Source organism: Enterococcus lactis (assembly GCF_015751045.1).
In the GTDB taxonomy this organism is placed as follows: Bacteria; Bacillota; Bacilli; order Lactobacillales; family Enterococcaceae; genus Enterococcus_B; species Enterococcus_B lactis.
On record NZ_BNJW01000003.1, the window covers coordinates 116828 to 132914 of the forward strand.

The 16087-nt window shown below is 39.3% G+C and carries 19 protein-coding genes and 1 riboswitch; of the genes, 1 reads left to right on the forward strand and 18 read right to left on the reverse strand.

The window, feature by feature from the left end:
* Window positions 1-34: 34 nt before the first annotated feature.
* The 18 genes from yidD to KFO35_RS02580 all read right to left on the reverse strand — a co-directional run bounded on the left by yidD (window position 35) and on the right by KFO35_RS02580 (window position 14830).
* Window positions 35-331, reverse strand: coding sequence for a membrane protein insertion efficiency factor YidD (yidD, locus tag KFO35_RS02495; RefSeq protein ID WP_002308581.1), 297 nt, complete (start codon window positions 329-331; stop codon window positions 35-37).
* 131 nt (window positions 332-462) lie between these two features.
* Window positions 463-639, reverse strand: coding sequence for a DNA-directed RNA polymerase subunit beta (locus KFO35_RS02500; RefSeq protein ID WP_002292789.1), 177 nt, complete (start codon window positions 637-639; stop codon window positions 463-465).
* Window positions 640-651: 12 nt separating this feature from the next.
* On the reverse strand, window positions 652-1953 hold the full coding sequence (gene murA, locus KFO35_RS02505) for a UDP-N-acetylglucosamine 1-carboxyvinyltransferase (RefSeq protein ID WP_070704330.1): 1302 nt from the start codon (window positions 1951-1953) through the stop codon (window positions 652-654).
* A 99-nt stretch (window positions 1954-2052) separates the two neighbouring features.
* On the reverse strand, window positions 2053-2283 hold the full coding sequence (locus KFO35_RS02510) for a DUF1146 family protein (RefSeq protein WP_002300479.1): 231 nt from the start codon (window positions 2281-2283) through the stop codon (window positions 2053-2055).
* 336 nt (window positions 2284-2619) lie between these two features.
* Window positions 2620-3042 carry a F0F1 ATP synthase subunit epsilon gene (locus KFO35_RS02515; RefSeq protein ID WP_002289005.1) on the reverse strand — a complete coding sequence of 141 codons (423 nt, stop codon included), beginning with the start codon at window positions 3040-3042 and terminating at the stop codon, window positions 2620-2622.
* Window positions 3043-3055: 13 nt separating this feature from the next.
* Complete coding sequence (gene atpD / locus KFO35_RS02520; protein ID WP_002289006.1) at window positions 3056-4462, reverse strand: F0F1 ATP synthase subunit beta; 1407 nt, start codon at window positions 4460-4462, stop codon at window positions 3056-3058.
* 22 nt (window positions 4463-4484) lie between these two features.
* Window positions 4485-5387, reverse strand: coding sequence for a F0F1 ATP synthase subunit gamma (locus KFO35_RS02525; RefSeq protein ID WP_002292792.1), 903 nt, complete (start codon window positions 5385-5387; stop codon window positions 4485-4487).
* Between the two features lie 13 nt (window positions 5388-5400).
* On the reverse strand, window positions 5401-6957 hold the full coding sequence (gene atpA / locus KFO35_RS02530; RefSeq protein WP_002292793.1) for a F0F1 ATP synthase subunit alpha: 1557 nt from the start codon (window positions 6955-6957) through the stop codon (window positions 5401-5403).
* Window positions 6958-6979: 22 nt separating this feature from the next.
* The gene (locus KFO35_RS02535; protein ID WP_002292794.1) at window positions 6980-7522 is read right to left on the reverse strand and encodes a F0F1 ATP synthase subunit delta; all 543 of its coding nucleotides are present in this window, start codon (window positions 7520-7522) and stop codon (window positions 6980-6982) included.
* Complete coding sequence (gene atpF, locus KFO35_RS02540; RefSeq protein WP_002292796.1) at window positions 7509-8033, reverse strand: F0F1 ATP synthase subunit B; 525 nt, start codon at window positions 8031-8033, stop codon at window positions 7509-7511. The genes KFO35_RS02535 and atpF overlap by 14 nt, the downstream gene beginning before the upstream one ends.
* Window positions 8034-8123: 90 nt before the next feature.
* Window positions 8124-8339 carry an ATP synthase F0 subunit C gene (gene atpE / locus KFO35_RS02545; protein ID WP_002292797.1) on the reverse strand — a complete coding sequence of 72 codons (216 nt, stop codon included), beginning with the start codon at window positions 8337-8339 and terminating at the stop codon, window positions 8124-8126.
* A 52-nt stretch (window positions 8340-8391) separates the two neighbouring features.
* Entirely contained in the window at window positions 8392-9111 is a 720-nt protein-coding gene (gene atpB, locus KFO35_RS02550; RefSeq protein WP_002300474.1) for a F0F1 ATP synthase subunit A, read from the reverse strand.
* 301 nt (window positions 9112-9412) lie between these two features.
* Window positions 9413-9877 (reverse strand): SsrA-binding protein SmpB, encoded by a 465-nt coding sequence (gene smpB / locus KFO35_RS02555; RefSeq protein ID WP_002292799.1) that lies wholly within the window; start codon window positions 9875-9877, stop codon window positions 9413-9415.
* 21 nt (window positions 9878-9898) lie between these two features.
* Window positions 9899-12256: a ribonuclease R gene (gene rnr, locus KFO35_RS02560; RefSeq protein ID WP_002342838.1), complete on the reverse strand. Its 2358-nt coding sequence runs from the start codon at window positions 12254-12256 to the stop codon at window positions 9899-9901.
* Window positions 12257-12258: 2 nt separating this feature from the next.
* A complete protein-coding gene (locus KFO35_RS02565) occupies window positions 12259-13014 on the reverse strand; it encodes an alpha/beta hydrolase (RefSeq protein WP_002308573.1) in 756 nt (251 codons plus the stop codon).
* A 102-nt stretch (window positions 13015-13116) separates the two neighbouring features.
* Window positions 13117-13353 carry a preprotein translocase subunit SecG gene (secG, locus tag KFO35_RS02570; RefSeq protein WP_002292802.1) on the reverse strand — a complete coding sequence of 79 codons (237 nt, stop codon included), beginning with the start codon at window positions 13351-13353 and terminating at the stop codon, window positions 13117-13119.
* 117 nt (window positions 13354-13470) lie between these two features.
* Window positions 13471-13749 carry a GNAT family N-acetyltransferase gene (locus KFO35_RS02575; RefSeq protein ID WP_002300467.1) on the reverse strand — a complete coding sequence of 93 codons (279 nt, stop codon included), beginning with the start codon at window positions 13747-13749 and terminating at the stop codon, window positions 13471-13473.
* Between the two features lie 112 nt (window positions 13750-13861).
* Window positions 13862-14830 (reverse strand): alpha/beta hydrolase, encoded by a 969-nt coding sequence (locus KFO35_RS02580; protein WP_002292805.1) that lies wholly within the window; start codon window positions 14828-14830, stop codon window positions 13862-13864.
* Window positions 14831-15044: 214 nt separating this feature from the next.
* Window positions 15045-15089: riboswitch (PreQ1 riboswitch) on the forward strand.
* A 23-nt stretch (window positions 15090-15112) separates the two neighbouring features.
* Between KFO35_RS02580 and KFO35_RS02585 the strand changes: the two genes are divergently transcribed.
* On the forward strand, window positions 15113-16087 hold the full coding sequence (locus KFO35_RS02585) for a nucleoside hydrolase (RefSeq protein ID WP_070704333.1): 975 nt from the start codon (window positions 15113-15115) through the stop codon (window positions 16085-16087).

Sequence of the window (16087 nt, forward strand, 5' to 3'; positions counted from 1 at the left end):
CAAAATATGGGAAGCTATTTTCCAAATTATTTCTTTATTGTTCAGTGCTACCCGTATTTTTCACAACCTTTTCATAATCTGGTTCTTTTTTATCTTTCTTATTTCTCGTTAATTGAAAGGTCAAAGGTACATAGTCAATACCGCCTTTGACAAAGGGATGACAGCGTAAGATCCGAGCCGTTCCCATTACCGTCCCTTTTAGCGCACCATGAGTTTGAATTGCTTTTATCATATAATTAGAACAGGTTGGATAATAGCGGCAACTAGGAGGAAATGCAGGCGAAATAAAGCGCTGATATCCTCTAACTAAATAAATCAATATCTTCTTCATCAACTAGATTCCTTCTTTTCTTTTACTAAAAAAAGGGATCGCGACTAAAGTCAACGTTCCCTTCTGTTTTCTTTTATCCTATGCTGCTTCATAGCTCATTTCCTATCGACTAGAACCACCGTAATTAATTATCAATGAAAAAAGTCTCGAATATGAATCCACAAGCTTGGTTGAAATACTTTAAATGGATTGCCACCACCGATGACGCCATATCCAATCATCGTTCCGGCTACAAAAAGAAGGATAAGTAATAAGATCACCACTAAAATCTTTATCAGAGTTAATAAGATATATCGTTGGTTACTCATTCAGCCACTTCCTTATGCAATCGTTTGTGCTGTTTTTTCAGCAGGAGTTTGATCCATGTCTACACGTTCAACATCTGCACCTAATTTTTGTAGTTTGATATGGAAGTTATAATAGCCACGATCTAGATAATTCAAGTTACGGACACGTGTGATTCCATTTGCTTTCAAGCCAGCTAAAACTAATGCTGCTGCTGCACGCAAGTCTGTTGCATACACTTCCGCACCTTGCAATTCATGGTTTCCATCCATGATTGCTACATTTCCATCGATTTTGACGTGGGCGTTCATACGGCGCATTTCTTCTAAATGTTGGAACCGATTTTCAAAAACTGTTTCAGTTACTACGCTTGTACCTTCTGCCACTAATTGGATGGCTGTCATTTGAGCTTGCATATCTGTAGGGAAACCAGGATGAGGCATCGTTTTTACATCTGTAGGTAAGATATGTTTTGGTCCGATGACACGGATTCCGCCTTCTTCTTCAATGATTTCTGCACCCATTTCGATCAATTTAGAAATCAATGGGCGGTTATGTTCAGAGATAGCATCAGCAATCAGTACATTGCCTTCTGTCATTGCAGCAGCGACCATAAAGGTACCAGCTTCGATACGATCTTGTACGATTGAATGGTTGACTGCATGTAAATGATCAACGCCTTCGATACGCATTGTTTCAGTACCCGCTCCATAGACATGAGCACCCATTTTATTTAAAATATTTGCTAAATCAACGATTTCTGGTTCGCGAGCTACGTTTTCAATGATGGTTGTTCCTTTTGCTTTTACGGCAGCCATCATGATATTTTGAGTAGCACCTACACTAGGAAAATCTAAATAAATCGTGTTACCGATCAATTCATCTGCAATTGCTTCAATATAGCCGTTTTTTTGAATAATTTTTGCTCCTAAAGCTTGAAATCCTTTTAAATGTAAATCGATTGGGCGTTTACCAATCGCACATCCACCAGGCATAGCCACTTTTGCATGTCCATTTCTAGCAAGTAGCGGTCCCATCACAACGATTGAAGCACGCATTTGACTAACATATTCATAAGGCGCTTCGATCTCTAATTGTCTTGAAGCGTCGATTGTTACTTGATTCTTTTGTTCATCAAAATCTACATCTACATTTAAGTAACGAATCACTTGATTCATAGTGAAGACATCAGAAAGAATCGGAACGTTGTCTAATGTCGTAATACCTTCTTCTGCTAACAAACTGGCAGCTAAAATAGGCAATACAGCATTTTTAGCTCCTTCAATTCTTACTGTTCCATTTAATTGATTGCCACCTCTTACGATGATCTCTTCCATGTTGTTGTTCCCTCCAAAAAATTCCAATGAGCATACACTTACTCAAAATCTTTTCTATTATAACACCCTTGCTTTTAAAATAGTACCTTTTTTTAAAATTTACAGGCTAACGAAAAGATTTCGGCATAAAGCGATAACTTCTAAGAAAAAATTACTTGCAGTGTACCCTAAAAAAATTGAAAAAAGTACGATTGCCATTCTAATTTGCGTATTATGCATTGGTCTAAAAAAAGTCTCAATGCGTAACGAACGTAAAGACCAGAAGGCTAAGTAGATAAACGCCAAATGACTCACGATTCGAAGTATCGCATCAATTCCGTATACTTGCATAATGACGTCCTTTCTAACAGTTGTTTTTATAATAACTAATAAAATGATAATACCATAAAATGTATAAAAGGAAAAACAAGTATACTTAAAAATAGAGGAATACCCTTACATTTTTAGGAAATAAGGGAAAAAATATGCAAAAAAAGAGACTGAGACAAAAGTCTTGTCTCAGTCCTTTATTCTAAATAAACGGTGTTCTCCTGCCAACTCCTCGGTCACAAGCCACAATATTCATCAAACATGAGAACCTGTTTTTTTTAATTTGTTCCTTGTGACCTCGGAGCTGAATGGCAGGCTCACGACCTCTGATACACGGATAAACATCCGCTTCTCATTTTATGAGTGCTTAGATACTTTAATACGATTGATTGCTCGATGCAACGCAACAGTTGCCCGCTTCAATTCGTTCGTATCTTGTTTTGCTTTTGCTTCTTCGATCTGGCGTTCTGCACGTTGTTTTGCACGTTCCGCACGAGATACATCGATATCCCGTTCACGTTCCGCACTATCAGCAACGATTGAAACAACATTATCACGCACTTCCATGATTCCGCCATTCACAGCAATCCAATCGACATGGGTATCTGAATCTGTCCGTTTTACACGAACTTCATCAATCGTCAAAGGAACGATGATCGGTGCATGTTTAGGCAAAATCCCAAGCTCACCAGCTGTCGTACGTGCGACGACGATAGCTGCATGGTGATCATAGACCAAACCGGCAGGAGTTACCACATTTACTGTTAAATATTGATCCATGGGGCACCCCTTTCTAGTAGCCTAGTGTTTTCGCTTTTTCTACGACGTCTTCGATTCGGCCAACACTTCGGAAAGCTTCTTCAGGAAGATCATCGTATTTGCCTTCCAAGATTTCGCGGAATCCTTTCACTGTTTCTTCTACAGGAACATAAGAACCTGGAAGACCAGTAAATTGTTCAGCCACGTTAAAGTTTTGTGACAAGAAGAATTGGACTCTGCGGGCACGAGAAACTAACACTTTTTCCTGATCGGATAATTCATCCATACCTAAGATAGCAATAATATCTTGTAATTCGCGATATCGTTGCAATACGTGTTGGACTTCTGTTGCTACTTTATAGTGTTCTTCTCCCACGATTTCAGGTGCTAAAGCACTTGAAGAAGAAGCCAATGGATCTACCGCTGGATAAATCCCTTGTTCTGTTAATTTACGTTCCAAGTTGGTTGTCGCATCCAAATGGGCGAATGCTGTTGCCGGCGCCGGGTCAGTGTAGTCATCGGCTGGCACATAGATGGCTTGGATCGATGTAATCGAACCTTTTTTCGTAGATGTGATACGTTCTTGCAATTGACCCATTTCTGTTGCCAATGTTGGTTGATAACCAACCGCAGAAGGCATCCGTCCTAACAAGGCTGATACTTCAGATCCAGCTTGAGTGAAACGGAAAATATTGTCGATGAACAACAGTACATCTTGGCCTTCTACATCACGGAAATATTCTGCAATCGTCAAACCAGTTAACGCAACACGCATACGTGCACCTGGTGGTTCGTTCATTTGACCGAACACCATGGCTGTCTTTTCGATAACTCCTGAATCTTTCATTTCATAATACAAGTCATTACCTTCACGAGTACGTTCACCAACACCGGTAAATACAGAAATACCACCGTGTTCTTGGGCGATATTATGGATTAGTTCTTGGATCAGTACGGTTTTACCAACACCGGCACCACCAAATAGTCCAACTTTCCCACCTTTTAAATATGGGGCAAGCAAGTCGATAACTTTGATCCCTGTTTCCAAAATTTCTGTACTTGTACTTAATTCGTCAAAGGCTGGTGCTTTTTTATGAATTTCGCTTCTTTCCGCATCTTCTGGGAAAGGTGTTTCTAAATCGATCGTATCTCCTAGTACGTTGAATACGCGACCTAATGTTTCTTTACCTACAGGAACAGAGATTGCTTTGCCTGTATCAATGACTTCCATTCCTCTTTGTAAACCATCTGTTGATTCCATTGCAATGGTTCGGATCACTCCGTCCCCTAATTCTAATGCTGCTTCAAGAACAACTTTTGATTTATTTTCGTCATTTTTATAAACAACTAATGCGTTGTTGATATCTGGTAAGGATTGGTCTAAAGAAAATTCCACGTCGACAACGGGACCGATTACTTGAACAATCTTGCCTGAACTCATCTTTTTTCCTCCAATCTCAATACTATTCTAGTGCCGAAGCTCCGGCAACAATTTCGGTAATTTCTTGGGTAATAGCCCCTTGTCTTGCACGGTTGTAAGAAACCGTCAGCTCATCAATGATATTAGCAGCATTATCAGTTGCTGTTTTCATTGCTGTCATACCAGCAGCATGTTCTGCTGTTTTGGCGTCAACGATCGCACCGTAGATCAAACTTTCAGCATACTGAGGCAATAACTGAGACAAGATTTCTTCTTTTGAAGGTTCAAAAATATATTCTTGTTCGAAAGTCGTTGCTTCTTCTGGATCTAAGTCTGAGATTGGCAGCATTTTTTCTACACGAAACTGACTAGTTAGCGAATTGATATGATGGTTATAACATACGTATAATTCATCGAATACTTCGTTTTGGTACATAGTTGTTGCCATATTTACGATTTTGCGGACTTCATCAAAGCTTGGCTGATCAGATAAATTGCGCAGCTCATATGCTAGGTTGATACCGCGTGCTTTAAAGAAGTCTGCACCAGTTCCGCCAATTGCGATCATCACGTAATCATCGGGTGATTGGTGGTCTTCTTCTAAAATAGACATCGTTTGTTTCAATATCGAACTGTTATATCCACCGACCAGACCGCCATCTGCAGTGATGACGATATAACCGGTTTTCTTCACAGGACGGCTGAGCAACATGCTGTTGTAATTGATATCCCCTCTAGGATTTTCTGAGGCAATATCATTTAACTGAGTAGCAGTCAAATGCGTAACGATTTCTCTTACTTTTGTTGCATAAACCTGAAACTTCTGTGAAGAAGCTTCAGATTTTGTCAACTTAGAAGCAGACACCATCTGCATTGCCCGCGTGATTTGGCTCGTTTTTTTTGTTGAAGCGATACGTGTCTTGATTTCATTTAATGAAGCACCCATTCATCTCACCTCACTATGCATTTTGAATGGATTTCAATTTATCTTCTGTAGAGGAATTATTTCCTTTTGTAGCTAAGAACATGTCTTTATATTCCTGAATCGCACTGTTCAACGTTTCTTCTTCTGGAAGATCTTTTGTTGTACGGATTGTTTCAAAAATATCTGAATGATTGGTATCCAGATATTCGAATAATTCATGTTCGAAGTCTAAAATACTGTCTACAGGGATACTGTCCAAGAATCCATGTGTCAAGGCATACAAAATCACTACTTGTTTTTCAACAGCTAGCGGTGCATGCAGTTTTTGTTTCAAGATTTCTACTGTACGGCGTCCACGATTTAGTTTTGCTTGTGTTGCCGCATCCAAATCAGAACCGAATTGTGTAAATGCTTCTAATTCACGATAACTTGCTAAGTCTAGACGTAAAGTCCCAGCAACTTTTTTCATTGCTTTGATTTGCGCAGAACCCCCTACACGAGAGACAGATAGTCCGGCATCAACCGCTGGACGAGTACCTGCGTAGAACAAGTCGCTTTCTAAGAAGATTTGTCCGTCAGTGATTGAAATAACGTTTGTTGGGATATAAGCAGAGATATCTCCAGCTTGCGTTTCAACAAATGGCAAAGCAGTCATTGAACCGCCGCCTAGATCATCACTTAATTTTGCTGCACGTTCTAATAAACGTGAGTGCAAGTAGAAAACATCCCCAGGATAAGCTTCACGACCTGGTGGACGGCGAAGTAGCAAGGAAAGTTCACGATAAGCAACAGCTTGTTTTGAAAGATCATCAAAAATGATCAATACATGTTTACCATTGTACATGAATTCTTCACCCATTGCAGTACCAGCATATGGTGCGATATAAAGCAATGGTGCTGGTTGAGACGCACCGGCATTCACAACGATTGTGTAATCCATTGCGCCATATTTTTTCAATGTTTCAACTTGTGTACGAACTGTAGAATCTTTTTGTCCGATTGCTACATAGATACAGATCATATCTTGGCCTTTTTGGTTGATGATCGTATCGATCGCAATAGAAGTTTTCCCTGTTTTACGGTCACCGATGACTAATTCACGTTGTCCGCGTCCGATTGGCACAAGGGCGTCGATCGCTTTTAGCCCTGTTTGCATTGGTTCGTTAACAGATTTACGTTGCATAACGCCTGGTGCCATCGCTTCTACTGGACGAGCTTTGTCAGTAACGATTTCACCTAGTCCGTCGATTGGTTGACCTAGCGGATTGACTACCCGACCAATCAAGGCCTCTCCAACTGGAACTTCCATGATCTTACCTGTTCGTTTTACTTTATCTCCTTCACGAATGGACTCGAAATCGCCAAGGATAATGATACCTACATCATTTGACTCTAAGTTTTGCGCCATTCCGTATGAGCCGTTTGAAAATTCAAGCAACTCACCACTCATCGCGTTTTCTAAACCATGTGCACGAGCGATCCCGTCACCTACATAAGTTACGGTACCGATTTCTTCGACTGAAAGCACGTTTTGATAATTTTCAATTTGTTCTTTAATCAAGGCACTAATTTCTTCTGCTTTGATGGCCATTCGATTCACCTACCTCTTTGTACTATCTATTTAATTGATTACGCATTTTTTCTAATTGCGTGCGAATGCTTCCGTCGATTACTCGATGGTTGGCTTCAACAATCGCGCCACCAATAATAGAAGAATCAACGATTTGTTTTAATTCAACTGATTGATAGTCCATTGTTTTTGCAACATTCTTTTCTAATTGTATTCGTTGTTCGTCTGAAAGTGGGACTGCTGTTGTGACACTTCCCAATAGTAACCCTTGATGTTCATCATATCGACGTTCATATTCTTCGATCATGAACAAAAGGTCATCCATTCGGTTATACTCATAAACAACTTCTAAAAAGTTTTTAACGATCCCATCATAACCGCTGACAAGCTTGTCCATGATTTCTCGTTTTTCATGAGGTTCTAGACGAACATCACTTAACATATTTCCTAATCCAGGTACTTGTTCATAGATTTGACGTAAACTTACGAGATCTTGATAGATTTCTTCTGCTTGATTTGAATCGATCGCCAGTTCAAATAAAGCTTTCCCGTAACGTCTTCCTACTGTATATTTATCTAGTTTCATTTGAAGAACCTAGACCTTCAATGTATTGATTGATTAATGATTCATGCATTTCTGGAGATAATTCTTTGTTCAAGATTTTTTCCGCGATTTGAAGAGAGAGTTCTGCAACGTCGTCTTTTACAGAGTTTAGCGCTGAATCACGTTCTACAGTGATATCAGCTTGGGCTTTGCTTTTTAGACGAGCTGCTTCTTCTTGAGCATCCTTCAAAATATTTTGGCGGCTTAATTCTCCACTTTCTTTCGCATTTTTGATGATATCAGCTGCATCAGAACGAGAGGCTAACAATTGTTGTTCGCGTTCTTGTTCCATTTTCGCTGAGTTGATGCGAGATTGTTCTGCAGAATCTAAATCATTGGCGATCTTGTCTTCACGTTTTTTCAAAATATCGCTGATTGGTCCCCAAGCAAAGTGCTTCAAGAGAGCCAGTAGTATCAAAAATGAGCCGCTGACAACGATGATATTACCTAACATCGCATTGCCAACTTCTGCAATTGCCAATTGATTCAGCATAGGCGAGCCTTCCTTTCTTTGGAGTATTTCTAGTTTCCATGTAAAAAAGCAGTAACAAACGATGTTGTTTCTGCCTTAATACTGATTCAATTAAACAGCAAAAACTAGAATCAAGGCGATAACTACCCCTAAGATAGGAACAGCTTCAACTAGAGCTACCCCGATAAACATTGTTGTACGGAATTGACCAGACATTTCAGGTTGGCGAGCCATTGATTCGATTGTTTTAGAGATAACTTGACCGTTACCATAACCGGCTCCGATTGCTGCTCCCATGATTGCGATTGCTGCTGCGATATAATTCATAATTGTTTTCCTCCTAAAATAGATAAATAGTAGTTTGTTTTTTAACCGAGTATTATTCTTCTACTTCAATCTTATGGCTCATATAAACCATTGACAAAGTAACAAAGACAAATGCTTGGATGCTCCCAATAAACAAGGAGAACGCGATCCAGACCATCTCTAATGGAATTGCTAATGGTAATGAGAACCAGCCTAAGCTTGTCATCATTTTTGCAATCAAGGTTAGCAAAACTTCCCCCGCATATATATTCCCATAAAGACGTAAAGCAAGTGTTAATAAGTTTGTAAATTCTTCAATCAGTTTCATCGGAAACATAAAACTATAGGGTTTCAAGAACGAATTTACGAAATATCCTTTGAAGCCTAACTTTTTCACCCCGAATAAGTGAGTAAGTAAGATCATTATAAATGCCAGAGTTAAAGTAACAAACGGGTCTGCTGTCGGGCTTTTCCAAAGTGTTGTTTCGTTAGGTAAGACGATTTTTGTTACTAAACCGATGTTGTTTGCAACAAAAACAAATAAAAACAATGTAAATGCCAACAAATGGAAATTGCTCAATTCTTTTCTAGGCAGATTATCTGTTACGATTCCTCGACTAAAATCAATGACCCATTCTATCGCATTTTGTTTGCCTGTTGGTTTCAACTTAAGATTTCTTGTAAAAAAGTAAGCTAAGAAGAAAACAATCAAACAGGTCAGTAACACCATTATACAAACTGTACCATCAAACCAAATTGGTCCAATGTGGAACGTTAGCGAGCGTTCATCCAATCCATTTCACCTCTTTTCCCCGAAATTCACATAAAATCAATTAATGTGCGTATCTGGTTTTTTCCAATCGGTTTCTAACCACACGGTATCATACCACCATGAAACAGAAAATTCAAAACATTTTCATGAAAATTAGACACTTTTTTATTTCAGTCAAAAACGAAGCGAATTTTTCCCCATGCACGGTGCTCCTGATCTAAGAAAAAACCTGTGATAATCATGTTTTATCAGATTAAATGCTAACAAATTTTATCATTAAGTAAAAGCAAAAGCACCGAATATGCGAAAAAGGATAATGAAATTATCTAGAGAAATTTTTTAATGTTCGATCAATTTGTCGATCGATATCTTTTCGTTTCAAATCTTCCCGTTTATCATACGATTTTTTCCCTTTTGCCAGACCAATCAATACCTTGGCATAGCCGTTACGAATATAGACTTTTAAAGGAACAACAGTGATTCCCGTGTTTTTCAATTCGTTTTCAAGACGAACGATTTGTTTCTTGTGCAATAATAATTTTCTCGTGCGCAACGGATCATGATTAAAAATATTTCCTTGTTCATAAGGACTGATATGAACATTATGCAAGAAAGCTTCCCCGTTGCGGACGCGAATAAATCCATCTTTCAGATTGATCCGGCTGTTTCGTATCGACTTGATCTCCGTTCCTTGCAAGACCATCCCTGCTTCCATCGTGTCGATGATCGAATAATCATGGCGAGCTTTCTTATTTTGTGCAATTAGTTTTCCCTCGCCTTTTGGCATAGCTGTTTCCTCCAACTCATTTTATTTTTTCTTTTTCTTCTTTTTGACACCTTTGTAAAATGGCTTTTTCCCTTTTTTCTTACCGAACGTTTGCTTACTATCACTATATCGTTTGTTCTTCTTGCCATTTTTTTCTGAGCGTTTGCCTGCTTGTTTTCCTTCTCGTTTTCCAGATTTTCCATTGCGTGATTTTGGACGTTCCAACGCAGTGACCTCTTCTGCGGAAACGAGTTCAAAATCCACTGCTCGTTCATCTGGATCAGCTTTGACTACTTTTACGCGCACTTTTTGTCCGATTTTAAAAGTCAGACCGGTTCTTTCACCAACAAGTGCTAAATGATTTTCAATAAAATGGAAGTAGTCTTGTTTCAATTCATTGATATGGATCAATCCTTCTACTGTATTCGGCAGTTCGATAAACAGTCCGAATTTCACAACAGAGCTGATGATCCCGTCGAATTCTTCTCCCACTTTGTCCATCATGAATTCTGCTTTCTTCATCGCATCTACTTCACGTTCTGTTTCTACTGCGCGACGCTCCATCTTAGAACTATGATCTGCGATTTCAGGAAGTTCCTCAGCCCATAAACTTTGAATGCTTTCACTTTTATCTTGGCTATAGGAACGGATCAGCCGATGGACGATCAGATCGGGATATCGTCGAATAGGAGATGTAAAATGTGTGTAGTAATCTGCTGCTAAGCCATAATGTCCAAAATTATCTTCTGAATAGCGTGCTTGTTGCATACTTCTTAGCAACATAGTATTGATAACTGCTGCTTCTGGTTTATCTTCTACTCCTTCGATCACATGCTGTAAATCTTTTGGTGTAATCGTTCCTTTCGTTCCTCGTACCAGAATGCCCAAAGCTGAAGCAAAATCAAAGAAGCGCTGCATTTTTTCTTCTTTTGGCTGTTCATGGATTCGATAAATAAACGGAAGATTTAATTTATTATAATGTTCAGCTACTGTTTCGTTGGCGGCAAGCATAAAGGATTCGATCAAGCGTTCACCTATCCCTCTGCTTCTTAGCTGGATGTCATTTGGATGTCCTTCAGCATCAACAAGGATCTTCGCTTCACGATCCTCAAAAGAAATCGCTCCACGTTTGATTCGCATCGTTTCAAGGATTCGATGCAATTCACCCATTTCTTGGAACATAGGCACGAGCTGAGCATAGCGTTGCATCGTTTCTTCATCTTGATCTTCTAAGATTTGATTGACAGCTGTGTAGGTCATCCGTTCTGTTGTTTGGATCACACTTGGAAAAATCTCATGTGAGACAACTTGTCCATTTGGATCGATCTCCATTTCACAACTCATGGTGAGTCGTGGAACATGGGGATTCAATGAACAGATACCATTGGATAAACGTTGTGGGATCATCGGAATCACTCGATCGGTCAAATAGACACTTGTTCCTCTTTCGTATGCTTCTCTGTCCAGTTGACTGCCTTGCGTCACATAGTAAGATACATCTGCAATGTGTACTCCAAGAAAATAATTACCATTTTCTAATTTTTTTACCGTTACTGCATCATCTAGATCTTTTGCATCTTCTCCATCAATTGTAACAATGAGCTGATTTCTTAAATCTCTGCGTCCAACAATATCCGTTTCGCTGATCTGGTCTGGAACTTCATCTGCCTCAGACAACACATCATCAGGAAATTTTGTAGGAATACCGTTAGCCACGACAATCGAGAGGATATCCATGCCAGGGTCATTCTTATGACCAATCACTTGCTTGATTATCCCTTCTAAACTAGTCGCATACCCTTTTTCAGGGTAATGGGTCAGTTCGATCAGTACAATACTTCCGTCAACTGGACGAACTCCCTCTGCCGCTGCATACACTTTGAATTGGTTAAGCTTTCTATCTTTCGGGATGACCACACCATAAAGATCCGTTTCCTGTATCTCTTCGTCTGAATAAGCAACAAATTCTCCGGCTAACTGAGTAGTCGCTCGGTCTCGAATCTCCACTACTTTTCCCTCTGCTCCGCGATCCATATCTGTATTTGCTCGCTTCATGATATCAATTGCTACGGTATCCCCATCCATTGCAAAGCCAGTCGCTTCTTTTGGGATATAGATATCATCTTCTTCGGGATCAATCGTTACAAATCCAAATCCTCGTTCATTTGCCCGAAATGTCCCTTCGACCAAGATTGGTTTTAAAGGAAGTTTCACTTTTCCTTTTTTATTGAAAACGATACTCTGTTCTCTTTCCATTTGAGCAATCGTTTGTACTAGTAATTTAAAATCATCGCTTTTTTGAAAGCCTAGACCTTCAGCGATTTCTTCCATAGAAAAACTATGTTTGCGACTGCTTTCCATGAAAAAGAGAATTTTCTCTTTTATTGTTTCTTTTGTCATATTTATTCCTCATTCCAAGGTAATTTTTCTAAAAATTCCAACACGTCTTTTTCTAATTCGCGTCTTGCTGTGCCAACTGTAATCACATGACCGCTTTCAGGATACCATTGAAGTGTCACCCGTTGGCGGCTCAATTTGCGTGCCGTTTCAAATACACCATTTGGGTCAATCATTTCATCTTTCCCAGCTTGAGCTAAAAATATCGGCTGTTGGATATCTGATAGTCTACTTTCTGCGATTGCTGCTTGGTCTTGTATATCCATTAATTGATGTTCAGCTAACGAGCGATAAGACACTGCTTTTTCATTGATTTCTTTTTCAGATTTGCCTGCTATCTTCAGCACTTGACGTACATATTTTTCAAAATTTTCAGGCACGTTTGTTTTTACAGGAGACAGGGGCGAACAGAAAAAACCGCCGCCAATTACTGATTCTTCTTCTAGTGCCCGTACAGCAAAGATGCCACCCATCGATAGTCCCAATACGGCAATATCAGAAAACTGTTCAGACTGTAAAAAATGGATGGCTTTTTTAGTATCTGCCCACCAGATTTCTGCTTTTTCTTGCAAGATATCATATGGCTCCATCGTTCCATGTCCTTTAAATAGCGGCGCATAGACTGTATAATCTGCTTTTTCTAAAAACCGTGCGAGCATCCGGACATCATTTGGACTTCCTGAATACGCATGAAGCAGCAAAACTGCTCGTTTTCCATGTTTTGCATAAAGGGGTTTTGGTAATTGTTTCACTCGTTTCACCTCTTTCGCCTCATTTTACCATAGTTTCTTTCATAACTTCTTCTTAAGCGTTCTCTTTGCAATAAAAAAAGCCGCCCGCCGTTGTGCGAGAGGCTTATTCGACTACTTCGAAGATAAAAATGCTAGGACAAATAATAAGATCATCCAGACAGCTCCCATGACTGCAGTTGATCGCTGCATGACAGCTTCAAAGCCGCGAGCTTTTTGTTTGCCGAATAGTTGATCCGCACCGCCGGTAAATGCACTCGCTGCACTATTTTGCTTGCTTGGCTGCATCATAATCGCAATGACCATAACAATTGATAAAACGATCACGATTCCCAAAATTAAATTATACATATAGCAGCCTCCTTCCCAAAAGATATCGTCTCTTTAACTTTATCATAGATAAAACTCCGTGACAACTCTATATAAATGGAAAAACAGCTGAAAGTGCAAAACTTTCAGCTGTTATTATTATGATTGGCGTAAGACGTCATGATATTCTGGTTTCTTCTCAAACTCTTTTTTTGCGTAAGGGCATAAAGGGATGATCTTTTTCCCTTCACGTCTTGCTAGTTCTACTCCAGTATACACTAGCTTTTCAGCTAATTTTTGACCACGATATGCTGGATCGACAAATGTATGGTCAATGATCATGATGTCTGGCCCCGCATCCGACCATGTCATTTCTCCGATTTCTTGTTGCTCATCATTGAATAAAGCAAGACGATTTTTTTCCTCTTTGATTTCCATATGCCGCACTCCTCAAATAACTGATATTTTTTTATTCCTACCTTATTTTAACAGTCTCCTGGTCTATAAACAATTATTTATCCTCGGATTGCTTACAAAAAGGAAGAGGAAATCAATCCATCGTTATTCTTTGTTCAATAAATGAAAAAATCACTGTCCAATAGGTCTTCGGATCTTTCATCGATGCTTCCAAATGTTCTGCTTCTGGAACAAGCAGTAATGCTTTATCCCCTGCCGTAGCGTTTTGAATCGTGTATGCTGCTTCTGTAGGAACAAAATGATCTCTTTCACCATGGATGACTAACAAAGGCAAATGGTTACTACCAAGCTGTCTTGTAGCTGATGCTTGCTTTAAAGAATAACCTGCGTATTTCTGAGCATAGTGATTCGCATATCTCATGATCATTTTTTTAGGAAAGACCGTGATTTTACTTAACATGTACCGAAATTCCGCATAAACAGAAACATATCCGCTGTCTAAGATAAATCCTTTGACTGCAGATGGAAGCTTTTCACCACTTGCCATCATAATTGTAGAAGCGCCCATTGAACCCCCGTGCAAAATAATGGATGCATCTGGTTGTTCATCTAAGATGAGTTGGATCCATGCAATTAAATCTAGCCGGTCTAGCCATCCCATTCCGATGATTTCTCCTTCACTTTCTCCATGCGCACGTAAATCGGGTATAAGAACGTTGAATCCTTTCTCTGCATATCTTTTACCTATATGAGACATATCTCTTTTCCCTGTACTTCGATAATCATGTACACAAATGACCCATTTATTCTGCTGAGTTGGTTGGATGAACATCTGTCCAGCTAGTTTCAACCCGTCATAGCTTTTGATCGTTTTCGGTATTCCTTGTTCCCAGAAGCTTTCACACTCTTCTTCTAATTTTTGTCGCTTTTTTTCTACTGACGTGACTGCAGCAGGATCCATCAAGCGGTGCCCAGTGTCTTCATACCAGTCATAGCCTCTCTGAACTCCCGCTCTTACTAATTTCTTTGCATAAAAATAAGAAAGAAAATGGTAACTGATTCCTATAATTATCAGAATAAGAATGAAATAAAAAATAACCATCGTACACCCGCCGCTTTCTGCCAAACTATAATCTATTTATTATACAATATACCGATCAATAGGATTCTTTTTCTTCGGCACACGTAAATTCCATTTCCTTTTCATTGTATCATTTACTTAAAGTTCTTCTCAATAGATTTACTTGTAAGAGAGCATTTACATTCACAATAAAAGCCAGTATACTAATTTCGTGCATTATAAACAAGACGCTCGTCTTGGACTGGTTCGGAAACTTCCCAGAATAAAAAACTAAGTATCTCTAAAGAAAGGAGATTGGAAATAATGCGAAAAGTAATTATTGATTGCGATCCAGGGATCGACGACACTTTAGCTTTATCACTAGCTGTCAAATCCCCTGATATCGAAGTAGTTGCTATTACCGTTGTTTGCGGGAATGTCCCTGTAGATATCGGTACGCAGAATGTGCTGAAATGTTTGGAACGCTGTGATCGTTTAGATATTCCTGTTTATCAAGGAATGGAAAAACCTTTGAAGCAACCTTTCATTAGTGCGCAAGACACTCATGGGTTGGATGGATTAGGGGACACAAATTTCCCGATGGTCTTAGCAAAACAGGCAGAATCGCTCCATGCAGTTGATTTTCTGGCTGATTATTTCAAAGAAAAAACAGATACATCAGTCATTGCTTTGGGTCCTTTGACCAATATCGCTTCTGCTTTGAAAAACAACCCATCTGTTGGAAAACATATGGATCGTTTTGTCTCAATGGGCGGAACTTACAAAAGCCATGGTAACTGTTCACCAGTTGCTGAATACAATTACTGGTGTGATCCTGAAGCAGCTTCTTATGTATTCGAGAAGCTCAAACAACCGATAGAAATGGTTGGGTTAGATGTGACAAGAGAAATCGTCTTGACACCGACTATCCTTGAATATTGCTGCCAAATGAATCCTGAAGTGGGAGAGTATCTAAAAACGATCACTCGTTTTTATTTTGACTTTCACTGGAAACAAGAAAGAATCTTGGGGTGTGTCATCAATGATCCGTTAGCTGTTGCTTATTTTATCGATGAGTCCATCTGTGAAGGCTTTAAAAGCTTCACTGCTGTAGAAACTGAAGGACTAAGTCGTGGACAAACATTGGTTGACCGTTATGAATTTTGGCAGAAACCTGCTAACAGTAAAATTATGACAAAAGTAGATACTCTTCTTTTTTTCCAAAAGTTTTTAACCGTTCTTTTAAATGCACAAGAAGAAACGATTATGAAAGATTTGGAAAGGTTAAAGATGGGCTGA

Bases quoted from the DNA above. Each gene is read 5' to 3' on its own strand.
- yidD (WP_002308581.1), bottom strand. From the start codon at position 331: ATGAAGAAGATATTGATTTATTTAGTTAGAGGATATCAGCGCTTTATT.
- KFO35_RS02500 (WP_002292789.1), bottom strand. From the start codon at position 639: ATGAGTAACCAACGATATATCTTATTAACTCTGATAAAGATTTTAGTG.
- murA (WP_070704330.1), bottom strand. From the start codon at position 1,953: ATGGAAGAGATCATCGTAAGAGGTGGCAATCAATTAAATGGAACAGTA.
- KFO35_RS02510 (WP_002300479.1), bottom strand. From the start codon at position 2,283: ATGCAAGTATACGGAATTGATGCGATACTTCGAATCGTGAGTCATTTG.
- KFO35_RS02515 (WP_002289005.1), bottom strand. From the start codon at position 3,042: ATGGATCAATATTTAACAGTAAATGTGGTAACTCCTGCCGGTTTGGTC.
- atpD (WP_002289006.1), bottom strand. From the start codon at position 4,462: ATGAGTTCAGGCAAGATTGTTCAAGTAATCGGTCCCGTTGTCGACGTG.
- KFO35_RS02525 (WP_002292792.1), bottom strand. From the start codon at position 5,387: ATGGGTGCTTCATTAAATGAAATCAAGACACGTATCGCTTCAACAAAA.
- atpA (WP_002292793.1), bottom strand. From the start codon at position 6,957: ATGGCCATCAAAGCAGAAGAAATTAGTGCCTTGATTAAAGAACAAATT.
- KFO35_RS02535 (WP_002292794.1), bottom strand. From the start codon at position 7,522: ATGAAACTAGATAAATATACAGTAGGAAGACGTTACGGGAAAGCTTTA.
- atpF (WP_002292796.1), bottom strand. From the start codon at position 8,033: ATGCTGAATCAATTGGCAATTGCAGAAGTTGGCAATGCGATGTTAGGT.
- atpE (WP_002292797.1), bottom strand. From the start codon at position 8,339: ATGAATTATATCGCAGCAGCAATCGCAATCATGGGAGCAGCAATCGGA.
- smpB (WP_002292799.1), bottom strand. From the start codon at position 9,877: ATGCCAAAAGGCGAGGGAAAACTAATTGCACAAAATAAGAAAGCTCGC.
- rnr (WP_002342838.1), bottom strand. From the start codon at position 12,256: ATGACAAAAGAAACAATAAAAGAGAAAATTCTCTTTTTCATGGAAAGC.
- secG (WP_002292802.1), bottom strand. From the start codon at position 13,353: ATGTATAATTTAATTTTGGGAATCGTGATCGTTTTATCAATTGTTATG.
- KFO35_RS02575 (WP_002300467.1), bottom strand. From the start codon at position 13,749: ATGGAAATCAAAGAGGAAAAAAATCGTCTTGCTTTATTCAATGATGAG.
- KFO35_RS02580 (WP_002292805.1), bottom strand. From the start codon at position 14,830: ATGGTTATTTTTTATTTCATTCTTATTCTGATAATTATAGGAATCAGT.
- KFO35_RS02585 (WP_070704333.1), top strand. From the start codon at position 15,113: ATGCGAAAAGTAATTATTGATTGCGATCCAGGGATCGACGACACTTTA.